Source organism: Rhodococcus sp. SJ-3, from assembly GCF_051918125.1.
Classification (GTDB): Bacteria; Actinomycetota; Actinomycetes; order Mycobacteriales; family Mycobacteriaceae; genus Rhodococcus.
In genome coordinates this window covers 5,794,915-5,811,986 of sequence record NZ_CM123306.1, presented here as the reverse complement: position 1 = coordinate 5,811,986, position 17,072 = coordinate 5,794,915, and the positions used below count along the sequence as shown (strand labels likewise).

Below are 17,072 nucleotides of genomic sequence, written 5' to 3'. Positions count from 1 at the left end.
GCGACTCGGGCAGCCCCGAGATCCGGGTTCGCGTACGGCACGTACGACAGGTGGAGAAGATGGCTGGAAAGACTCTGGCAGAGAAGGTGTGGGACCAGCACGTGGTTGTGCGCGGTGAAGGGGAGGGATCGGCGCGTAGGCCCGACCTGATCTACATCGACCTGCATCTCGTACACGAGGTCACGAGCCCGCAGGCGTTCGACGGTCTGCGGCTGGCCGGACGAGGCGTGCGTCGTCTCGATCTGACGATTGCGACCGAAGACCACAACGTCCCGACGATCGACATCGACAAGCCGATTGCTGATCCGGTGTCACGCACGCAGGTCGAGACGCTTCGCCGAAACTGTGAAGAGTTCGGCGTGCGTTTGCATCCCATGGGCGACCTCGAGCAGGGCATCGTCCACGTGGTCGGACCTCAACTCGGACTGACCCAGCCCGGCATGACGGTGGTGTGCGGCGACAGCCACACCGCCACCCACGGTGCGTTCGGCGCGATCGCGATGGGCATCGGTACCAGCGAGGTCGAACATGTTCTGGCGACACAGACGTTGTCGCTGCGCCCGTTCAAGACGATGGCGATCAACGTCGATGGCGAACTGCCACCCGGCGTCACGAGTAAAGACCTGATTCTCGCGATCATCGCTCAGATCGGCACCGGCGGTGGACAAGGTTATGTGCTCGAGTATCGGGGCGAGGCGATCCGCAAGCTTTCGATGGAATCTCGGATGACGATCTGCAACATGTCGATCGAGGCGGGTGCCCGCGCAGGAATGATTGCACCCGACGGCATCACCTACGAATTCCTCCAGGGGCGTCCGCACGCACCGCAAGGTGCCGACTGGGACGCTGCGGTGGCCGAGTGGGAGCAGTTGAAGACGGACGAGGACGCCGTTTTCGACGCCGAGGTCCACATCGATGCCAGCGCATTGACCCCGTTCGTCACGTGGGGAACCAATCCGGGGCAGGGGCTTCCGCTCGGCGGAGCGGTGCCGATTCCGGATGAGATCGCCGACGAGACGGAACGCCTGGCAGCCGAGAAGGCAGTGCGCTACATGGACCTCGAGCCGGGGATGCCTCTGCGCGAGATCAAGATCGACACAGTCTTCGTCGGATCGTGCACCAACGGCCGTATCGAAGACTTGCGGGCGGTTGCGGACGTTCTGAAGGGCCGCAAGGTCGCTGAGGGTGTTCGGATGCTCGTCGTACCCGGATCGATGCGTGTTCGTGCTCAGGCCGAGTCCGAAGGTCTCGGTGAGATCTTCGTTGCGGCAGGCGCGGAATGGCGTCAGGCCGGTTGCTCGATGTGCCTGGGAATGAACCCTGACCAGCTTGCGCCTGGCGAGCGCTCCGCATCCACGTCGAACCGCAATTTCGAAGGCCGCCAGGGCAAAGGTGGGCGAACGCACCTCGTGTCCCCGGCTGTGGCAGCCGCCACTGCCGTTCGCGGCACACTGTCCGCCCCGGCGGATCTGGACTAGAGCACGGGACGAGGAGAGAATTCGATGAAAGCCTTCACCACCGTAAAAGGCATCGGCGTTCCGCTACGCCGATCCAATGTCGACACCGATCAGATCATCCCTGCGGTGTATCTGAAACGGGTCACCCGCACGGGATTCGAGGACGGACTGTTCGCCGGATGGCGCACCGATCCGGCGTTCGTCCTCAACACGCCACCGTTCGACCGCGGAAGTGTTCTCGTGGCAGGCCCGGATTTCGGAACGGGATCTTCTCGGGAGCATGCCGTCTGGGCCCTGTCCGATTATGGGTTCCGGGTGGTGATCTCGCCGCGTTTCGCCGATATCTTCCGCGGCAACGCCGGAAAGGCCGGATTGCTCGCCGCTCAGGTGAGCCAGGACGATGTCGAATTGCTCTGGAAACTCATCGAACAGCAGCCGGGTCTCGAACTCGAGGTGAGTCTGGAGAACAGGACTGTGACCGCTGGAACAACCGTGGTGCCGTTTACCATTGACGACTACACGCGGTGGCGTCTGATGGAAGGTCTTGACGACATCGGCCTGACATTGCGCCAGGTAGAAGCGATTTCCGAGTACGAGAAGGCAAGGCCTTCTTGGAAACCGCGCACCATCTCAGCGCCCTGATCGAAGGCTTTCGACGCCGCATCACGAGCCCGAGCCGAACCGTTGTTCGGCTCGGGCCTGCCGTGTATTTGCATGAGAATTGGCGTGGCACATAGACTCTTGACCGTTTGCGGGGCTACCGTGGACTCGAGTCGGTCTGACGGTGGACCGTGATATGCGGAGGAAATCAATGAACAAGGCAGAATTGATCGATGTTCTGACCGAGAAGCTCGGTTCGGACAGGCGCACCGCGACGGACGCTGTCGAGCACATCGTCGACGCGATCGTTCGCGCCGTGCATGCCGGCAACAGCGTCACCATCACCGGTTTCGGTGTCTTCGAGCAGCGTCGTCGCGCGGCTCGTGTTGCTCGCAACCCGCGGACGGGTGAGACCGTCAAGGTCAAGCCGACGTCGGTTCCGGCGTTCCGTCCGGGTGCTCAGTTCAAGGCGGTCATTGCCGGGACGCAGAAGCTTCCGGCGAGTGGTCCGGCAGTCAAGCGTGGTGCCGCTGCTGCAGTGAAGAAGGCCGCTGCGGCGAAGAAGGCTGCCAAGAAGACCACGGCGGCCAAGAAGACCACGGCGGCCAAGAAGACCACGGCGGCAGCGAAGAAGACCACCGCGGCCAAGACCACTGCGGCCAAGACCACTGCGGCCAAGAAGGCTCCGGCCAAGACCACGGCGGCAGCGAAGAAGACCACCGCGGCCAAGAAGGCTCCGGCCAAGACCACGGCGGCAGCGAAGAAGACCACCGCGGCCAAGAAGGCTCCGGCCAAGACCACGGCGGCAGCGAAGAAGACCACCGCGGCCAAGAAGGCTCCGGCCAAGACCACGGCGGCAGCAAAGAAGACCACCGCGGCCAAGAAGGCTCCGGCCAAGAAGACCACGGCGCGCAAGGCCGCAGGCAAGAAGTAGGCCTGTCCGGTATCTGATCGGCCCGTACACTGTGGGCCGAGCACTCCGGCGGCTATCGGAAGTTCCGATAGCCGCCGGAGGTGTATCCGGCGGAAGTCGATCATCGGGATTCGCGCCGGCGAATTCCAGTAGCGCTCAGGGGCGATCGGATGCGAATGGAGTGTCCAGGTATTCGGCTGCAACGAGCTTCCCGTCGTGGAACGACAGGACCCACGTGCTTGCCTTACGGGTACGTCCCTCGGGGAGATCGAATCCCGACTGTTCCGACCACCACTGGAGCAGGCCCGGAATTACACCGCCCTGGCTGCACAGGACGAGTACCCTCCCGTTCTCGATGACGTCCGCAATCCGTTTGTGAGCGAGCGAGGGATCGGCTGCGTAGTCCTCCTCCGAGAGCATCGGCTCCAGAGCGATATCGAGGTCGAGGTGATCAGCGAGCGGCTCGATGGTTTCGATGCACCGCGTGCGGTCTGCGGAGAAGACGACGTCGGCGCCGAACGCGGACAGCTGGGGTACAAGTGCCGCGGCCTGTCTCAGACCCTTCTCCTCGAGCGGGCGGGACCGGTCGTCACCCTCGTAGTCCTTACGACTACCCGCCTTGGCGTGGCGCACCAAGAGCACTGTCCGAGTATCGGGAGGCAACTCCAGGAACCGGCGCAATACAGTGTGATCCATCGAGTACGACAGCTCGTCGAAGGCGATATCGGGCGAAACCCATCGGAGTATGTCCACTTCGTCGTTCGGGACGAACTCGCCCGAGGTACACCGCGCGGTCCAGTAATCGACCTGCTTGCGCTGATCCGTACCGGGCATCGGATAGGTGACTCGTCCGAGGCCACGTCCGAGCTCGGCCCGGAATCCGGTCTCCTCCTCGGTTTCCCTCAGCGCCGCAATGATCGCTGTCTCCCCGGGGTCGAGTTTGCCCTTCGGGAGAGTCCAGTCGTCGTACCTCGGCCGGTGGACCATGGCCAACTCCACGCCGCTCGCGCTGGGTCTCCAGAGCAGCGTCCCTGCCGCGAAAATGTCCGTGGGTGACGATTTGTCCGATGCCTTGGTCACCTGTCCTCCATTCACGAGGTGCGAATTCTCATGAGCTCGACCTGATGGTCGCGCGCGGCAGTTCCCCGCGCTGGGCTCGCGGACCAGACACCATCGGATTCCAAAGTCCAGCATCGAGTTGCAGGATCCAGCGCCGAGTCGAAGATCTGACCCAGCTGCAAGCACAGCTGGGGATCCTTCACCTGGACCATGACTTCGACGCGACGGTCGAGATTGCGGTGCATCATGTCGGCGCTGCCGATCCAGAACTCGTTGCTGCCACGGAAATGAAGGATGCGGGAGTGTTCGAGGAATCGTCCCAGAATGGAGCGCACGGTGATGTTCTCGCTCAGCCCCGGTACCCCCGGCTGAAGCGCGCAGATACCGCGAACGACGATCTCCACGGAGACGCCGGCACGTGAAGCGCGGTACAGCGCGTCGATGACCTGTTCGTCGACGAGCGCGTTGGCCTTGAGGCGGATTCCGGTGGGCTTGCCTGTCGCGTGATGCTCGATCTCGCGCTCGATGCGCTCGATGATGCCCTTCCGAACGCCGTGCGGAGCAACGAGAAGGTTGCGGTACCGCGCCTTTCGGGAGTACCCGGTGAGCGTATTGAACAGATCGGTCAGGTCGGAACCGATCTCGGGTGAGCATGTGAGAAGACCCACATCCTCGTACAGACGAGCAGTTTTCGGATTGTAATTGCCCGTGCCGATGTGGCAGTAGCGCCGGATCGTCGACCCCTCGCGGCGCACCACGAGCGAGGTCTTGCAGTGTGTCTTGAGCCCCACCAGCCCGTACACCACGTGCACGCCCGCCTGCTCGAGCTTGCGAGCCCACTGGATGTTCGCCTGCTCGTCGAACCTCGCTTTGATCTCGACGAGCGCGACGACCTGCTTGCCTGCCTCCGCAGCGGCGATGAGTGCGTTGACGATGGGGGAGTCGCCGGAAGTGCGATACAACGTCTGCTTGATGGCCAGCACCTGGCTGTCGGCAGCCGCCTGTTCGATGAAGCGTTGCACGCTCGTCGAGAACGACTCGTACGGATGATGAACGAGCACGTCGCCCTCACGCAGTGTCGAGAACACGCTCTTCGGGGTTTCGCGTTCGCCGAAGGCCGGGTGGGTCGCGGGCACGAACGGAGCATCCTTGAGATCCGGGCGGTCCACGGCGTGCACCTGCCAGAGACTGGACAGATCGAGCAGCCCCGGCAGTTGCACCACATCGGACGGATCCACATCGAGCTCTCGCAGCAGCAATTCGAGCATGTGCTCGGTCATGTCGTCGGAGACCTCGAGGCGCACGGGAGACCCGAAGCGCCGACGCGCGAGTTCACGTTCGAGGGCCTGCAGCAGATCTTCGTCGCGATCCTCCTCGACATCGAAATCCGCGTTACGGGTGACTCGGAAGGCATGGTGCTCGACGACCTCCATCCCGGGGAACAGAACGTCGAGGTGCGCAGCGATCAGTTCTTCGAGAGGGAGGAAGGCCGGAATCCGCTGTGTCGCGTCGACCTGGTCGACCCGGACATAGCGGTCGACGTTGTCGGGGACCTTCACGCGTGCGAAATGCTCGCCCGCTGAATTCAGGTCTTTCACAGTGACAGCAAGATTCAAGCTCAACCCACTGATATACGGGAACGGGTGGGCTGGGTCCACGGCGAGCGGAGTCAGGACGGGAAAGATCTGCTCGGCGAAATATCGTGTCAACCGTGTCTTCTGGGGCTCGTCGAGATCCGACCAACGGATGATCGAGATGCCTTCGGTGGCAAGGACGGGAAGCACCGATTCGAGGAAGACCTGGGCCTGGCGGCCGGCGAGCTCCTGTGTGCTGGACGCGATCAATGCGAGTTGTGCCCGCGGCGACAGGCCGTCGGCGGAGCGTACCGACAGACCTGTTTCCGCGCGCCGTTTGAGGCCTGCGACACGCACCATGTAGAACTCGTCGAGATTGGACGCGAAGATCGCCAGGAACTTCGCTCGCTCGAGAAGCGGTATCGACTTGTCCTCGGCGAGTGCGAGTACGCGCGCATTGAAATCGAGCCAGCTCAGTTCGCGGTTGAGGTATCGGTCGGCCGGGAGCCCCTCCGTGCCGAGGGTGCGATGTTCGGCTGCGGCGGGCGGGGCAGCGGGTGTAGCGGTGCCTCGCACTGATCGGGAAACGGCGCGGGCAGGGACTGCATCTTCGAATCCGACATTCGAGTCGGTGGTATCGCCGTGGGTCACTACCTCATTGTTGCAGGAACATCGTGGATCCGTGACCACACCGTATTCGGCGCGAGCCCGGTCGTTCACGACCGAGCTCGCCGATCCGTCGATCGTGTGCCGCCGGTGGTGTCGGTGCAGTGTGTCGCAAGGACAATCGGCAGTCGATCCGGCTCACCCGCAACGGGTTCAGCATCCGAGGCAACCGGAAGCCGTGTTCGGTGGGGAGTGCGACTCGTCGGAGGAGGAACTCACCGAGATGGCGTGTGACGCTGCGGCAGGGATCCGGTTGTTCGAGGCCGGGAGGACGTCACTCAGTGGACGCCGGGAGATCGCTCCGTGAGCGCGAACCCGATCCGGCCCAGAATTCGGCTCGTGGCGTCGCCGGTGCCGAGCCGGACGGCAGCCTCGAGATCGTCGAGGGTGTCGACGTCCATGCGCAATCCGTCCAGAGGTTGCGTCAGAGCCCTCGCCCCCGATCGGACGTGCCGTCGTGCGGAGTCGATGCCGAACATCGGCCCGAGCGGGCGACCAGGCGTGCATTGGAACAGCGCAGCAGTTCCGTCGCCGGTGTGGTCTGCGACGATCGCTCTGCCGAACCGCCTTGCTTCGGTGAGCGCAGCCGACAGTTCCGATGATCGCAATGCCGGAAGATCCGCGTGGAGCGCGACGAGCTCGGCTTCGGGTGATTGCGCGCGGATGCGTGCCGCTGCGACCCCGAGCGCCGCGTTGAGGGGATCGGATTCCCCCCGATACGCGGGATCGGGCAGGACTCGTGCGCCGTGTGCGAACGCGACCTCGGTTGCGACCGGGTCCGACGTCACCACGGTCGCGACGGAACCGGGTAACCCCAGTGCTGCAGCAAGGGTATCGATGAGCATCGCGACCACCAGGTCGGAGCGCGTGGCCGGGTCGAAGACGTGCGCGAGCCGCGTCTTCGCCAGGCCCAATGCCTTGACGGGGACGAGCACGTGCACAGCGGTCATGTCGTGGATTCTGCCAGTTCTGCCACCGGATGCATTCCGGCGTCCCGTCTCGCGGTGCACCCATCCCGTTTGGGCGATACTGGACGCACCCGTGGTGGAGACATGCATCCGGCGGGGCCGTGATGCGGTGAGACGACAGCGCAGCGAGACGACTGCACAACGAGACGAATGAGGGGGACCGTGTGACCAAAGCGGCGATTCTGGGGGCGGGCTCATGGGGTACGGCATTCGCGAAAGTTCTCGCCGAGGCGGGTACCGACGTGACCGTCTGGGCGCGCCGGGAGGAGATGGCACGTGCGATCGACGAGCGGCACGAGAATCCCGACTACCTCCCCGGTGTCCGTTTGCCCGCGACCCTGTCGGCGACCTCCGATCACCGGGTGGCGCTGGACGGAGCCGACTTCGTTGTCCTCGCAGTCCCGTCCCAGGCGCTACGCAGCAATCTCGCGCAGTGGCGGGACGACATTGCCTCCGGCACGACCCTGCTCAGTCTCGCGAAAGGGATCGAGAGCGGCACCCTGATGCGGATGAGCCAAGTGATCGGTCAGGTCACGGGGGCGGACCGGAACCGGATCGCGGTGCTGTCCGGGCCGAATCTCGCGCGTGAGATCGCCGCGGGTCAACCCGCAGCCACGGTGATCGCGTGCCCCGATTCCACCCGCGCAATGCAGATTCAGAAGTCCTCTGCCACAGGTTATTTCCGTCCCTACACGAACACGGACGTCGTCGGGTGCGAGATCGGGGGCGCGTGCAAGAACGTAATCGCACTCGCGTGCGGTATGGCTGCGGGTGTGGGGCTGGGAGACAACACGGTGGCGAGCATCATCACCCGCGGTCTGGCCGAGATCATCCGCCTCGGAACCGCGCTCGGGGCGAAGCCTGCGACGTTGGCGGGTCTGGCGGGGGTGGGCGATCTCGTTGCCACCTGCACCTCGCCGCTCTCGCGCAATCGAACCTTCGGTGAGAGGCTCGGTCGGGGAGGGACCCTCGAGAGCGCGCAGGAGGCGACGCACGGCCAGGTGGCCGAAGGAGTCAAATCCTGCACATCGGTGCGGGAACTCGCCGCCAGTTACGATGTCGAGATGCCTCTCACGGATGCCGTGCATCGCGTCTGTCACGAGGGTATGTCGGTTCAGGACGCGATCGGGTTGCTGCTCGGCCGCCGCGTGAAGCCGGAGTGACCCGATGCTCGGAGATTCGACCCGCTGTGTCGAAGCTGTTGCTGTAGCCGGTGTTCCGGGAGATCCGTTGCAGCCCGGCCCGGTGCTCGCGGCGCCCTATCGACTCGGTGAGGACGAAAGCGCCGCGTCGGATACCTACGCTCGCGCATCGAACCCCGGGTGGCGAGACCTCGAACGGGCGCTCGCGACCCTCGAGGGCGCCTCGGCGGCTCGCGTCGTCGGCTCCGGAATGTCCGCGATCACCGTCGCGCTCCGTTCGCTCGCGTGCCCCGGCGGAGTGGTCGTGGTCCCGTCGGACGGGTACTACCAGGTCCGTAAGTATGCGCGTGACTGTCTTGAGCCGTTCGGTGTGATGGTCCGCGAACTATCTGTGTCCGAGTTCGGTGACGGCACACTCAGCGCAGTGCTCGCGGACGCGCCCGCGGGTGCGCTGGTTCTCGTCGAGACTCCGTCCAACCCGGGTCTCGACACCGTGGACCTCACTGCGACCGCGGTGACGTGCCGTGCGGCAGGCGCCCTTCTCCTCGTCGACAACACCACCGCCACACCGCTCGGACAGCAGCCGCTCGGTCTCGGTGCCGACGTCGTGGTGGCGAGCGGTACCAAATCGCTCAGCGGGCACAGTGATCTCCTGTTCGGATACATCGCGGTGCGTGACGATGCGCTGCTTCCACGGCTCGACCGTGAACGGTTGCTGTCGGGGACGGTGTTGGGGCCGTTCGAGACCTGGCTCGCCCATAGGAGTCTCGGAACGGCAGGTTTGCGCTTCGAGAGGCAGTGCGCCAACGCGCAGGCCATCGCACAGATGTTGGCCGAGCATCCCGCTGTCGCGGACGTGCGCTATCCGGGCCTGCCGACGGATCCGGCCCACCCGATTGCTGCGGCGCAGATGCGCAGGTTCGGCCCGCTCGTGACCTTCCTGCTGGACGACGCCGACTGCTTCCACCGGTTCGTTCGAACGTCGGAGTTGGTGGTCTCTGCAACCAGCTTCGGCGGCATCCATACAACAGCGGATCGGCGTGCCCGCTGGGGCGATCCGGTACCTCCGGGGTTTGTGCGCCTATCGTGCGGTATCGAGGACACCGAGGATCTTCTCTCCGATCTCGACGCGGCGCTACGCGCCTCGTGAACGACGGGAAACCGGCTGGGGCGAGGACCGGTCCTACCGGTACCGTGTGTGCCGTGAGTAACCCCCGCACCCGGGTGGCTGTCGTGTTCGGCGGCCGCAGCAACGAACATTCCGTCTCCTGCGTCTCAGCAGGCAGCGTCCTCCGTAACCTGGACCCTGACCTCTACGAAGCCGTCCCGGTCGGGATCACCGAGGATGGTGCCTGGGTACTCGCAAGCTCGGATCCGGAGAAGCTCGCGATGGCCGGGCGGGAACTGCCCGTCGTCGACACGACCGGTTCCGCTCTTGTGCTCACTGCCGACCCGACCCGAAACGGCGACCTCGTGGCCCTCGACGAAGGTGACTTCGGCAAGGTTTTCGCATCGGTCGACGTCGTTTTTCCCGTGTTGCACGGCGCCAACGGCGAGGACGGCACCCTCCAGGGTCTATTGGAGCTTGCAGGAATTCCGTACGTAGGGCCGGGTGTCCTCGCCAGTGCGGCGGGTATGGACAAGGAATTCACCAAGAAGTTGCTCGCAGCCGAAGGTCTGCCGGTGGGCTTTCAGATCGTCCTCCGCCCCGGGGTCGCGACGCTCACCGACGAGCAGAAGGACCGCCTCGGCCTGCCTGTGTTCGTCAAGCCCGCGCGTGGCGGATCATCGATCGGTATCAGCCGCGTAACCGACTGGTCGTCGTTCGATGCCGCGGTGGACAAGGCACGCCTGCACGATCCGAAGGTCATCGTCGAGTCGGCGATCGTCGGCCGCGAGGTCGAATGCGGCGTCCTCGAGTTCCCCGATGGAGAAGTCCGGGCCAGTGTCGTCGCCGAAATCCGTATGCCGGATTCGTCGGGCAACCACGAAGCGTTCTACGACTTCGACACCAAGTACCTCGACGACGTGTGTGAATTCGACGTCCCGGCCAAGCTCGACGACGAGATGTCCGCCGAGATCCGCGACCTGGCGGTGCGTGCCTTCCGCGCACTCGACTGCCAGGGACTCTCCCGGGTGGACTTCTTCGTCACCGAGGACGGTCCGGTGATCAACGAGATCAACACCATGCCCGGATTCACCTCGATCTCGATGTATCCGCGGATGTGGGAGGCTGCAGGCATCGACAACCGCGAACTCGTCTCGACGCTGATCCGCACTGCACTCGCTCGGGGAACCGGGCTGCGCTGACCATCGACCTGGATTCGATACGGCCGGCGATCCGATACGGCCGGCCTGTCGGCTCCGTCACCGACGCGACTACGCTGTGGTCATGACTGCCGTGACCCCTGACTCCACCGCATCCGATTCCGCGGAAGCCCAGGCGATCGACACTCGCGAAGCGGTACACGCTGCCGCACGCGACGCCCGTGTCGCCTCCCGGCGTCTCGCCCTTCTCACCACCGCGCAGAAGGACGCTGCGCTCCACGCCGCAGCCGATGCGGTTCTCGCGGCATCGGACGCGGTTCTCGCCGCCAACGCGGCCGACATCGACGCGGCGCGTGCGGGCGGTACCGAAGAGTCGCTCCTCGATCGACTCCGCCTGACCGAGGCTCGTATAGAGGGCATCGCATCGGGTCTGCGCAACGTCGCCGCCCTGCCCGATCCGATCGGGGAAGTCGTGCGCGGATCCACATTGCCCAACGGCCTCGAGCTCCGCCAGCTCCGCGTGCCTCTCGGCGTGGTCGGCATGGTCTACGAGGCACGCCCGAACGTCACCGTCGACGCGTTCGGTCTCGCTCTCAAGTCGGGCAACGCAGCATTGTTGCGCGGCTCGTCGTCCGCAGCACATTCGAATGCGGCACTCGTCGAGGCGCTGCGGAGTTCGCTCGCCTCGCAGGGACTCCCCGAGGATGCCGTGCAGTTGCTGCCGAGCGCCGACAGGTCGTCGGTGACGCATCTGATCCAGGCCCGCGGGCTCGTCGACGTGGTCATCCCGCGTGGCGGCGCCGGACTGATCTCGGCCGTGGTCCGCGACGCGACGGTGCCCACCATCGAAACAGGTGTGGGCAACTGCCACGTGTACATCCACTCCGCCGCCGACCTGGAGATGGCCGAGAAGATCGTCGTCAACGCGAAGACACGGCGTCCGAGTGTGTGCAACACCGTCGAGACGATCCTCGTGGACAAGGCCATCGCCGACACCGCGGTGCCGAAGCTGCTGCAGGTGCTGCAGTCCCACAGCGTCACCGTCCACGGCGACCTTCCCGGACTGGTACCCGCAACCGAGGACGATTGGTCCCAGGAGTACCTCACACTCGATGTGGCGCTCGCGCTCGTCGACGATCTCGACGCCGCAGTCGGGCATATCGACACGTACGGCACCGGCCACACAGAAGCGATCGTCACGTCGGATCTCGCTGCGGCCCGAGAGTTCACCGCTCGGGTCGATGCGGCAGCCGTGATGGTCAATGCGTCCACCGCATTCACCGACGGTGAGCAGTTCGGGTTCGGTGCGGAGATCGGCATTTCCACTCAGAAACTGCATGCTCGGGGTCCCATGGGTCTGCCCGAACTGACCTCTACGAAATGGGTGGTGTGGGGCGACGGCCACACGCGTTCCGCCTGACCAGACCGATCAGCACGACGAAAGGACACAGCGTGGATCGTGCGCTGCCGACCACTCCGCCGATCTTTGCGGACGTCCAGGACGTGATCGACCGGCTCGCCGAGACCGGCTACCTCGCCGACAAGGCCACGGCCACGTCGGTGTTCCTCGCCGACCGGCTCGACAAGCCCCTGCTCATCGAAGGCCCCGCCGGCGTCGGTAAGACCGAACTGGCGAGGGCGGTTGCGCAGACCTCCGGTGCCGAACTGGTGCGGTTGCAGTGCTACGAGGGCGTCGACGAATCCCGCGCGCTCTACGAGTGGAACCACGCGAAACAGATTCTCCGTATCCAGTCGGCGGGGGCCGGCGCCGCAGCAGGCGAATCGTGGGATTCGACGAAGGAAGACGTCTTCTCCGAGGAGTTCCTTCTGTCGCGTCCTCTGCTCACCGCGATCCGGCGCGACGACCCGACCGTGCTACTGATCGACGAGGTCGACAAGGCCGACGTCGAGATCGAGGGGCTGCTCCTGGAGGTGCTCAGCGACTTTGCCGTGACGGTTCCCGAACTCGGCACCATCCGGGCGTCCCGTAAGCCGTTCTCGGTCCTGACGTCCAACGCGACCCGCGAATTGTCCGAGGCCCTCAAACGGCGATGCCTCTTTCTCCACCTGGATTTCCCGGATGCCGATCTGGAACGAAGGATCCTCGCGAGCCGGGTCCCCGAGCTGTCCGAAGCGATCGCCGAACAGCTTGTCCGCACCGTCCATGTGTTGCGCGGCATGCAACTCAAGAAGGTGCCGTCGGTCGCCGAGACGATCGATTGGGGCCGGACGTTGCTCGCACTGGGAATGAACACCCTCGATGATGCGGCCGTACGCACCACTCTCGGGGTCGTCCTCAAGCATCGGTCCGATCAGGACCGTGCGGCAGCCGAGCTCCGGCTGAACTGACATGGCCGACGCACCGACATCCGGTCCGGGTGCAGCGCTGAGGGCCCCGTACGGCATTCCAGGTCATCTCGTCGGTTTCGTCGAGGCGCTGCGCCGTCGCGGTATCGCGGTGGGTCCGTCCGAAACTGTCGATGCAGGGCAGGTCATGTCGGTGATAGACCTGCTCGACCGGGATATCCTCCGCGAGGGACTGGCGTGCACACTCTTGCGCAGGCCGACCCACCGCCCGACCTTCGACGCGTTGTTCGATCTGTGGTTCCCCGCGGCGACCGGCAGGCGTGGCGCCGACGGTGCAGAGTTCACCTTGCCTCGAACTCCCTCCGGCGAGATCGACCTCGAGGCCGTCCGCGACCTGATCGCCGAACTCCTCGCCGACGATTCCCCGGACGCGCTTGCCGCGACCGAGATGCTCACCGCACAGCTCGTCGAAGCGCTCGGCCAGTACAAGTCGTCGAACGGGCCGTCGTTCTCGGCGTACCAGACTCTGCGTGACGTCTCCCCGGAGACCCTGCTCACTCGAATTCTCGAGGGGCTCCTCGGCAACGGGTCGCGCGACGACCGCGACAGCGGTGACTACGAGACCGAGGTTGCGCGGCAGACCGCCGCACGCCGGATCGCCGACTTCCGGGCGATGATCGAACGGGAAACGCGTCGCCGCACCGCTGAACAACTCGGTCGCGAGCGAGTCGAGAAGTACGGGGTTCCGAAACTCGCGGAAGAAGTCGATTTCCTGCGCGCTTCCGACTCGGAGCTCGTTGCGTTGCGCCGACAGGTGATGCCGCTCGCTCGTCTTCTCGCGAGCCGGCTCGCCGCGCGGCGCCGCCGGAGCCGCGCCGGTGCCATCGATCTGCGACGCACGCTGCGCAAGTCGATGTCGACGGGTGGTGTGCCTATCGATCTGATCAATCGCAAGCCCCGCCCTGCGCGGCCGGAGCTCGTCGTCCTGTGTGATGTCTCAGGCTCGGTCGCGGGGTTCTCGCATTTCACGCTGCTGCTGGTCCACGCATTGCGCGAGCAGTTCTCGCGCGTCCGGGTGTTCGCGTTCATCGACACCACCGACGAGGTGACCCATCACTTCGCCACAGGCATCGACCTGGGGACAGCGATGTCGCAGATGCTGCGTGAAGCGGAGTTGATCACATACGATGGCCACTCCGACTACGGGAACGCCTTTGCCACCTTCAACGAGAGGCACGCGCACAGCCTGACCAGCCGCAGTTCCCTCCTGATTCTCGGAGACGGGCGCAACAACTACCGCAATCCCAACCTCGATGCCCTCGGGCACATGGTCCAGGTGGCGCGGCACGCGCACTGGCTCAACCCGGAGCCGCGTGGGCAATGGGGTGCCGGGGACTCTGCAGCGCGGGTGTACGGCGAGGTCATCACCATGCACGAATGCCGTTCGGCCAAACAACTGGCCGAGGTGGTGGCTGCTCTGCTTCCGGTCTGATCGGAAGGCCCGCGGGCGCACGCCGGTCGTTCACAGCCGGGGCGACCGGCCCCTCGCACCGCCGGCCGCGGGAGAAATCCCCGGTCAGTCATAGCGTGGTGGACGTCAACCCGTAAGCTGGACAACCGTGCCTCAGCCATCCGACCGACACCCGGGGTCCCCGCGACGCCTGGGCGTGATGGGCGGAACCTTCGATCCCATCCACAACGGTCACCTTGTCGCCGCCAGCGAGGTTGCCGCCAGATTCGGTCTCGACGAGGTGATCTTCGTACCGACCGGCCAGCCATGGCAGAAATCGGGTCGGCGAGTCAGCGCCGCTGAAGACAGGTACCTGATGACCGTGGTCGCGACCGCGTCGAACCCCCGATTCACTGTCAGCCGCGTCGATATCGATCGCGGTACTGCGACCTACACCGTCGATACCCTTCGTGACCTGCGAGAGCAGTATCCGGACTCGGAACTGTATTTCATCACCGGCGCTGATGCCCTCGCCTCGATCCTGTCATGGCAGGACTGGCCGACGTTGTTCGAGCTCGCGCGTTTCGTAGGGGTCTCCCGCCCCGGCTACGACCTCAGCGTCGAGCACCTCGCCCCGCACCTCGAGGGACTTCCGGCCGAAGCGGTGAGCCTCGTCGAGATCCCGGCGCTGGCAATCTCCTCGACGGACTGCCGTACCCGAGTCCACAATCACCGTCCGGTCTGGTACCTCGTGCCCGACGGTGTGGTGCAGTACATCAGTAAGCGTCACCTCTATGTGGATGCACCCACATCGAACCACGTGAACACCGAGAGAAAGAGCACGTAGTGAGCGCAACGGCAGAAGCCCTCGAGATGGCCCGGATCGCGGCCCTCGCCGCAGACGAAAAGCTGGCGACCGACGTCGTAGTGCTCGACGTGTCGGAGCAACTGGTGATCACCGATTGCTTCGTCATTGCATCGGCACCCAATGAGCGCCAGGTCAACGCCATCGTCGACAACGTCGAGGAGAAGCTGCGCGACGCCGGGCACAAGCCGGTCCGTCGCGAGGGCACGCGTGAAGGACGCTGGACCCTGCTCGACTACATCGACGTCGTCGTTCACATCCAGCACGAGGAAGAGCGCAACTTCTACGCCCTCGAGCGTCTGTGGAAGGACTGTCCGACGGTCCCGGTCGACGGAGTCGGCGGCCCGCGTTCCGCGGCGGACGATGAGACGGCGGACGATGATACGGAGCGTGGGTGAGTGCGCCGGTGCGGGTGCGGCACCTGATCCTGCTGCGCCACGGGCAGACCGAGTACAACGCGACCAGCCGCATGCAGGGCCAGCTCGACACCGACCTGTCGGACCTCGGTCGTCGCCAAGCACTGGCGGTGTCCCACACGGTCGCCGATTTCGACCCGATCACGATCGTCTCGTCGGATCTGCGACGTGCGTACGACACCGCAACGACAATCGGCGATCGCGCAGGTCTGCCGGTCGAGATCGATCCCCGGTTGCGTGAAACACACCTCGGACAGTGGCAGGGGATGACCCACGCCGAGGTCGATGCGAGTCACCCGGGCGCGCGTGCGCAGTGGAGAGGAGATGCGACCTGGGCGCCGCCGGGCGGTGAGAGCCGCGAGGACGTCGCCCGACGAAGCAGGCCCGTCGTCGACGAGTTGCTCGCCAAGCACGAGCAGTGGAGCGACCGGCCGATCGTGCTCGTCGCACACGGTGGGTTGATCGCCGCGCTGACCGCGTCGTTGCTCGACCTGCCGGTCGAGCGATGGCCGGTTCTCGGGGGGCTGGGGAACACCGGCTGGGTGCAGCTCAGCGGCTACGGTGATTCGCCGGCCTGGCGGCTCGATGTGTGGAACGCGTCGGCAACGGTGTCGCCCGATGACGCTCTCTGAACCCGGAACAGCCGCGCCGAGGCCCTCGCTGCTGGTGATAGGTGACTCCCTCAGCTATTACGGGCCCAAAGGCGGCCTGCCGGCCGACGATCCGCGAATCTGGCCCAATCTCACGGCAGCCGCCCTCGGGTGGGATGTCGACCTCATCGCCCGTATCGGCTGGACCACCCGCGACGCATGGTGGGCGATGACACAGGATCCACGTGTGTGGGCTGCCATTCCACGGGCGGGGGCGGTCGTGATCGCTGTCGGCGGAATGGACACCTTGCCCTCGCCGTTGCCCACAGCCCTGAGGGAAAGCATGCGGTACCTGCGGCCTGCCTCGCTGCGGAGAACCGTACGTACCGCGTACGGCTGGGCCCAGCCGCGGTTGTCGCCGCTGGGGTGGCCGGTCGCGCTCCCGCCGAAGGTGAGCGTCGAATATCTCGAAACCATCCGGGAATCACTCGCCTACATGCGACCAGACCTGCCGGTGGTCGGGACGTTGCCGTCCGTGCACGACAGTGAGCAGTACCGGTCGGTGCATCGTGGGCGGCGTCCTGCTGCCCGTGCGATTTCACAGTGGGCCGACGAAAAGTCGGTTCCCCTTGTCGATCTCGGCGAAGCTGTGCGCGAGAACATCTTCTCGGACGAGGCGAACCCCGATGGAATCCATTGGGGATGGGACGGACATCGCAAGGTTGCCGATGCGATGATCGACGCGGTGCGAATGGCTCGTCCGGATGCGCAACCCGCCTCCGACGGCATACGGTAGG

General features: G+C 65.2%; 16 protein-coding genes. 13 read left to right on the top strand and 3 right to left on the bottom strand.

From position 1 onward, the window contains the following. Nucleotides 1–59 precede the first annotated feature (59 nt). The 3 genes from leuC to ACTDXD_RS27010 all read left to right on the top strand — a co-directional run bounded on the left by leuC (nucleotide 60) and on the right by ACTDXD_RS27010 (nucleotide 2,991). Nucleotides 60–1,478 (top strand): 3-isopropylmalate dehydratase large subunit, encoded by a 1,419-nt coding sequence (leuC, locus tag ACTDXD_RS27020; protein WP_440125191.1) that lies wholly within the window; start codon nucleotides 60–62, stop codon nucleotides 1,476–1,478. 24 nt (nucleotides 1,479–1,502) lie between these two features. Beyond that, a complete protein-coding gene (leuD, locus tag ACTDXD_RS27015) occupies nucleotides 1,503–2,099 on the top strand; it encodes a 3-isopropylmalate dehydratase small subunit (protein ID WP_440125190.1) in 597 nt (198 codons plus the stop codon). A 169-nt stretch (nucleotides 2,100–2,268) separates the two neighbouring features. Next, nucleotides 2,269–2,991 carry an HU family DNA-binding protein gene (locus tag ACTDXD_RS27010; protein WP_440125189.1) on the top strand — a complete coding sequence of 241 codons (723 nt, stop codon included), beginning with the start codon at nucleotides 2,269–2,271 and terminating at the stop codon, nucleotides 2,989–2,991. A 135-nt stretch (nucleotides 2,992–3,126) separates the two neighbouring features. On the opposite strand, the gene ACTDXD_RS27005 is transcribed toward ACTDXD_RS27010, so the two are convergent. The 3 genes from ACTDXD_RS27005 to cofC form a co-directional block, all read right to left on the bottom strand. Next, the gene (locus ACTDXD_RS27005; RefSeq protein WP_440125188.1) at nucleotides 3,127–4,050 is read right to left on the bottom strand and encodes an NUDIX hydrolase; all 924 of its coding nucleotides are present in this window, start codon (nucleotides 4,048–4,050) and stop codon (nucleotides 3,127–3,129) included. A gap of 11 nt (nucleotides 4,051–4,061) precedes the next feature. Beyond that, nucleotides 4,062–6,254: an RNA degradosome polyphosphate kinase gene (locus tag ACTDXD_RS27000; RefSeq protein ID WP_440125187.1), complete on the bottom strand. Its 2,193-nt coding sequence runs from the start codon at nucleotides 6,252–6,254 to the stop codon at nucleotides 4,062–4,064. A gap of 293 nt (nucleotides 6,255–6,547) precedes the next feature. Then, nucleotides 6,548–7,219 carry a 2-phospho-L-lactate guanylyltransferase gene (cofC, locus tag ACTDXD_RS26995; RefSeq protein ID WP_440125186.1) on the bottom strand — a complete coding sequence of 224 codons (672 nt, stop codon included), beginning with the start codon at nucleotides 7,217–7,219 and terminating at the stop codon, nucleotides 6,548–6,550. 182 nt (nucleotides 7,220–7,401) lie between these two features. Between cofC and ACTDXD_RS26990 the strand changes: the two genes are divergently transcribed. The 10 genes from ACTDXD_RS26990 to octT all read left to right on the top strand — a co-directional run bounded on the left by ACTDXD_RS26990 (nucleotide 7,402) and on the right by octT (nucleotide 17,071). Next, nucleotides 7,402–8,400 (top strand): NAD(P)H-dependent glycerol-3-phosphate dehydrogenase, encoded by a 999-nt coding sequence (locus tag ACTDXD_RS26990; protein WP_440125185.1) that lies wholly within the window; start codon nucleotides 7,402–7,404, stop codon nucleotides 8,398–8,400. Between the two features lie 4 nt (nucleotides 8,401–8,404). After that, a complete protein-coding gene (locus ACTDXD_RS26985; protein ID WP_440125184.1) occupies nucleotides 8,405–9,529 on the top strand; it encodes a cystathionine gamma-lyase in 1,125 nt (374 codons plus the stop codon). A 53-nt stretch (nucleotides 9,530–9,582) separates the two neighbouring features. Beyond that, nucleotides 9,583–10,689, top strand: a complete 1,107-nt coding sequence (locus ACTDXD_RS26980; RefSeq protein WP_440125183.1) for a D-alanine--D-alanine ligase family protein — start codon at nucleotides 9,583–9,585, stop codon at nucleotides 10,687–10,689. 82 nt (nucleotides 10,690–10,771) lie between these two features. Next, nucleotides 10,772–12,067, top strand: coding sequence for a glutamate-5-semialdehyde dehydrogenase (locus ACTDXD_RS26975; RefSeq protein WP_440125181.1), 1,296 nt, complete (start codon nucleotides 10,772–10,774; stop codon nucleotides 12,065–12,067). Nucleotides 12,068–12,099: 32 nt separating this feature from the next. Continuing rightward, entirely contained in the window at nucleotides 12,100–12,996 is an 897-nt protein-coding gene (locus ACTDXD_RS26970) for an AAA family ATPase (RefSeq protein WP_440125180.1), read from the top strand. Between the two features lies 1 nt (nucleotide 12,997). Next, nucleotides 12,998–14,446: a vWA domain-containing protein gene (locus tag ACTDXD_RS26965; RefSeq protein WP_440125179.1), complete on the top strand. Its 1,449-nt coding sequence runs from the start codon at nucleotides 12,998–13,000 to the stop codon at nucleotides 14,444–14,446. Between the two features lie 127 nt (nucleotides 14,447–14,573). After that, nucleotides 14,574–15,251 carry a nicotinate-nucleotide adenylyltransferase gene (gene nadD, locus ACTDXD_RS26960; protein ID WP_440125178.1) on the top strand — a complete coding sequence of 226 codons (678 nt, stop codon included), beginning with the start codon at nucleotides 14,574–14,576 and terminating at the stop codon, nucleotides 15,249–15,251. Continuing rightward, on the top strand, nucleotides 15,251–15,667 hold the full coding sequence (gene rsfS, locus ACTDXD_RS26955) for a ribosome silencing factor (protein ID WP_440125177.1): 417 nt from the start codon (nucleotides 15,251–15,253) through the stop codon (nucleotides 15,665–15,667). Before nadD ends, rsfS begins: the two co-directional genes overlap by 1 nt. A 71-nt stretch (nucleotides 15,668–15,738) precedes the next feature. Beyond that, a complete protein-coding gene (locus tag ACTDXD_RS26950) occupies nucleotides 15,739–16,317 on the top strand; it encodes a histidine phosphatase family protein (RefSeq protein WP_440127821.1) in 579 nt (192 codons plus the stop codon). Further along, nucleotides 16,304–17,071 carry a diglucosylglycerate octanoyltransferase gene (gene octT / locus ACTDXD_RS26945; protein WP_440125176.1) on the top strand — a complete coding sequence of 256 codons (768 nt, stop codon included), beginning with the start codon at nucleotides 16,304–16,306 and terminating at the stop codon, nucleotides 17,069–17,071. The genes ACTDXD_RS26950 and octT overlap by 14 nt, the downstream gene beginning before the upstream one ends. Nucleotide 17,072 lies beyond the last annotated feature (1 nt).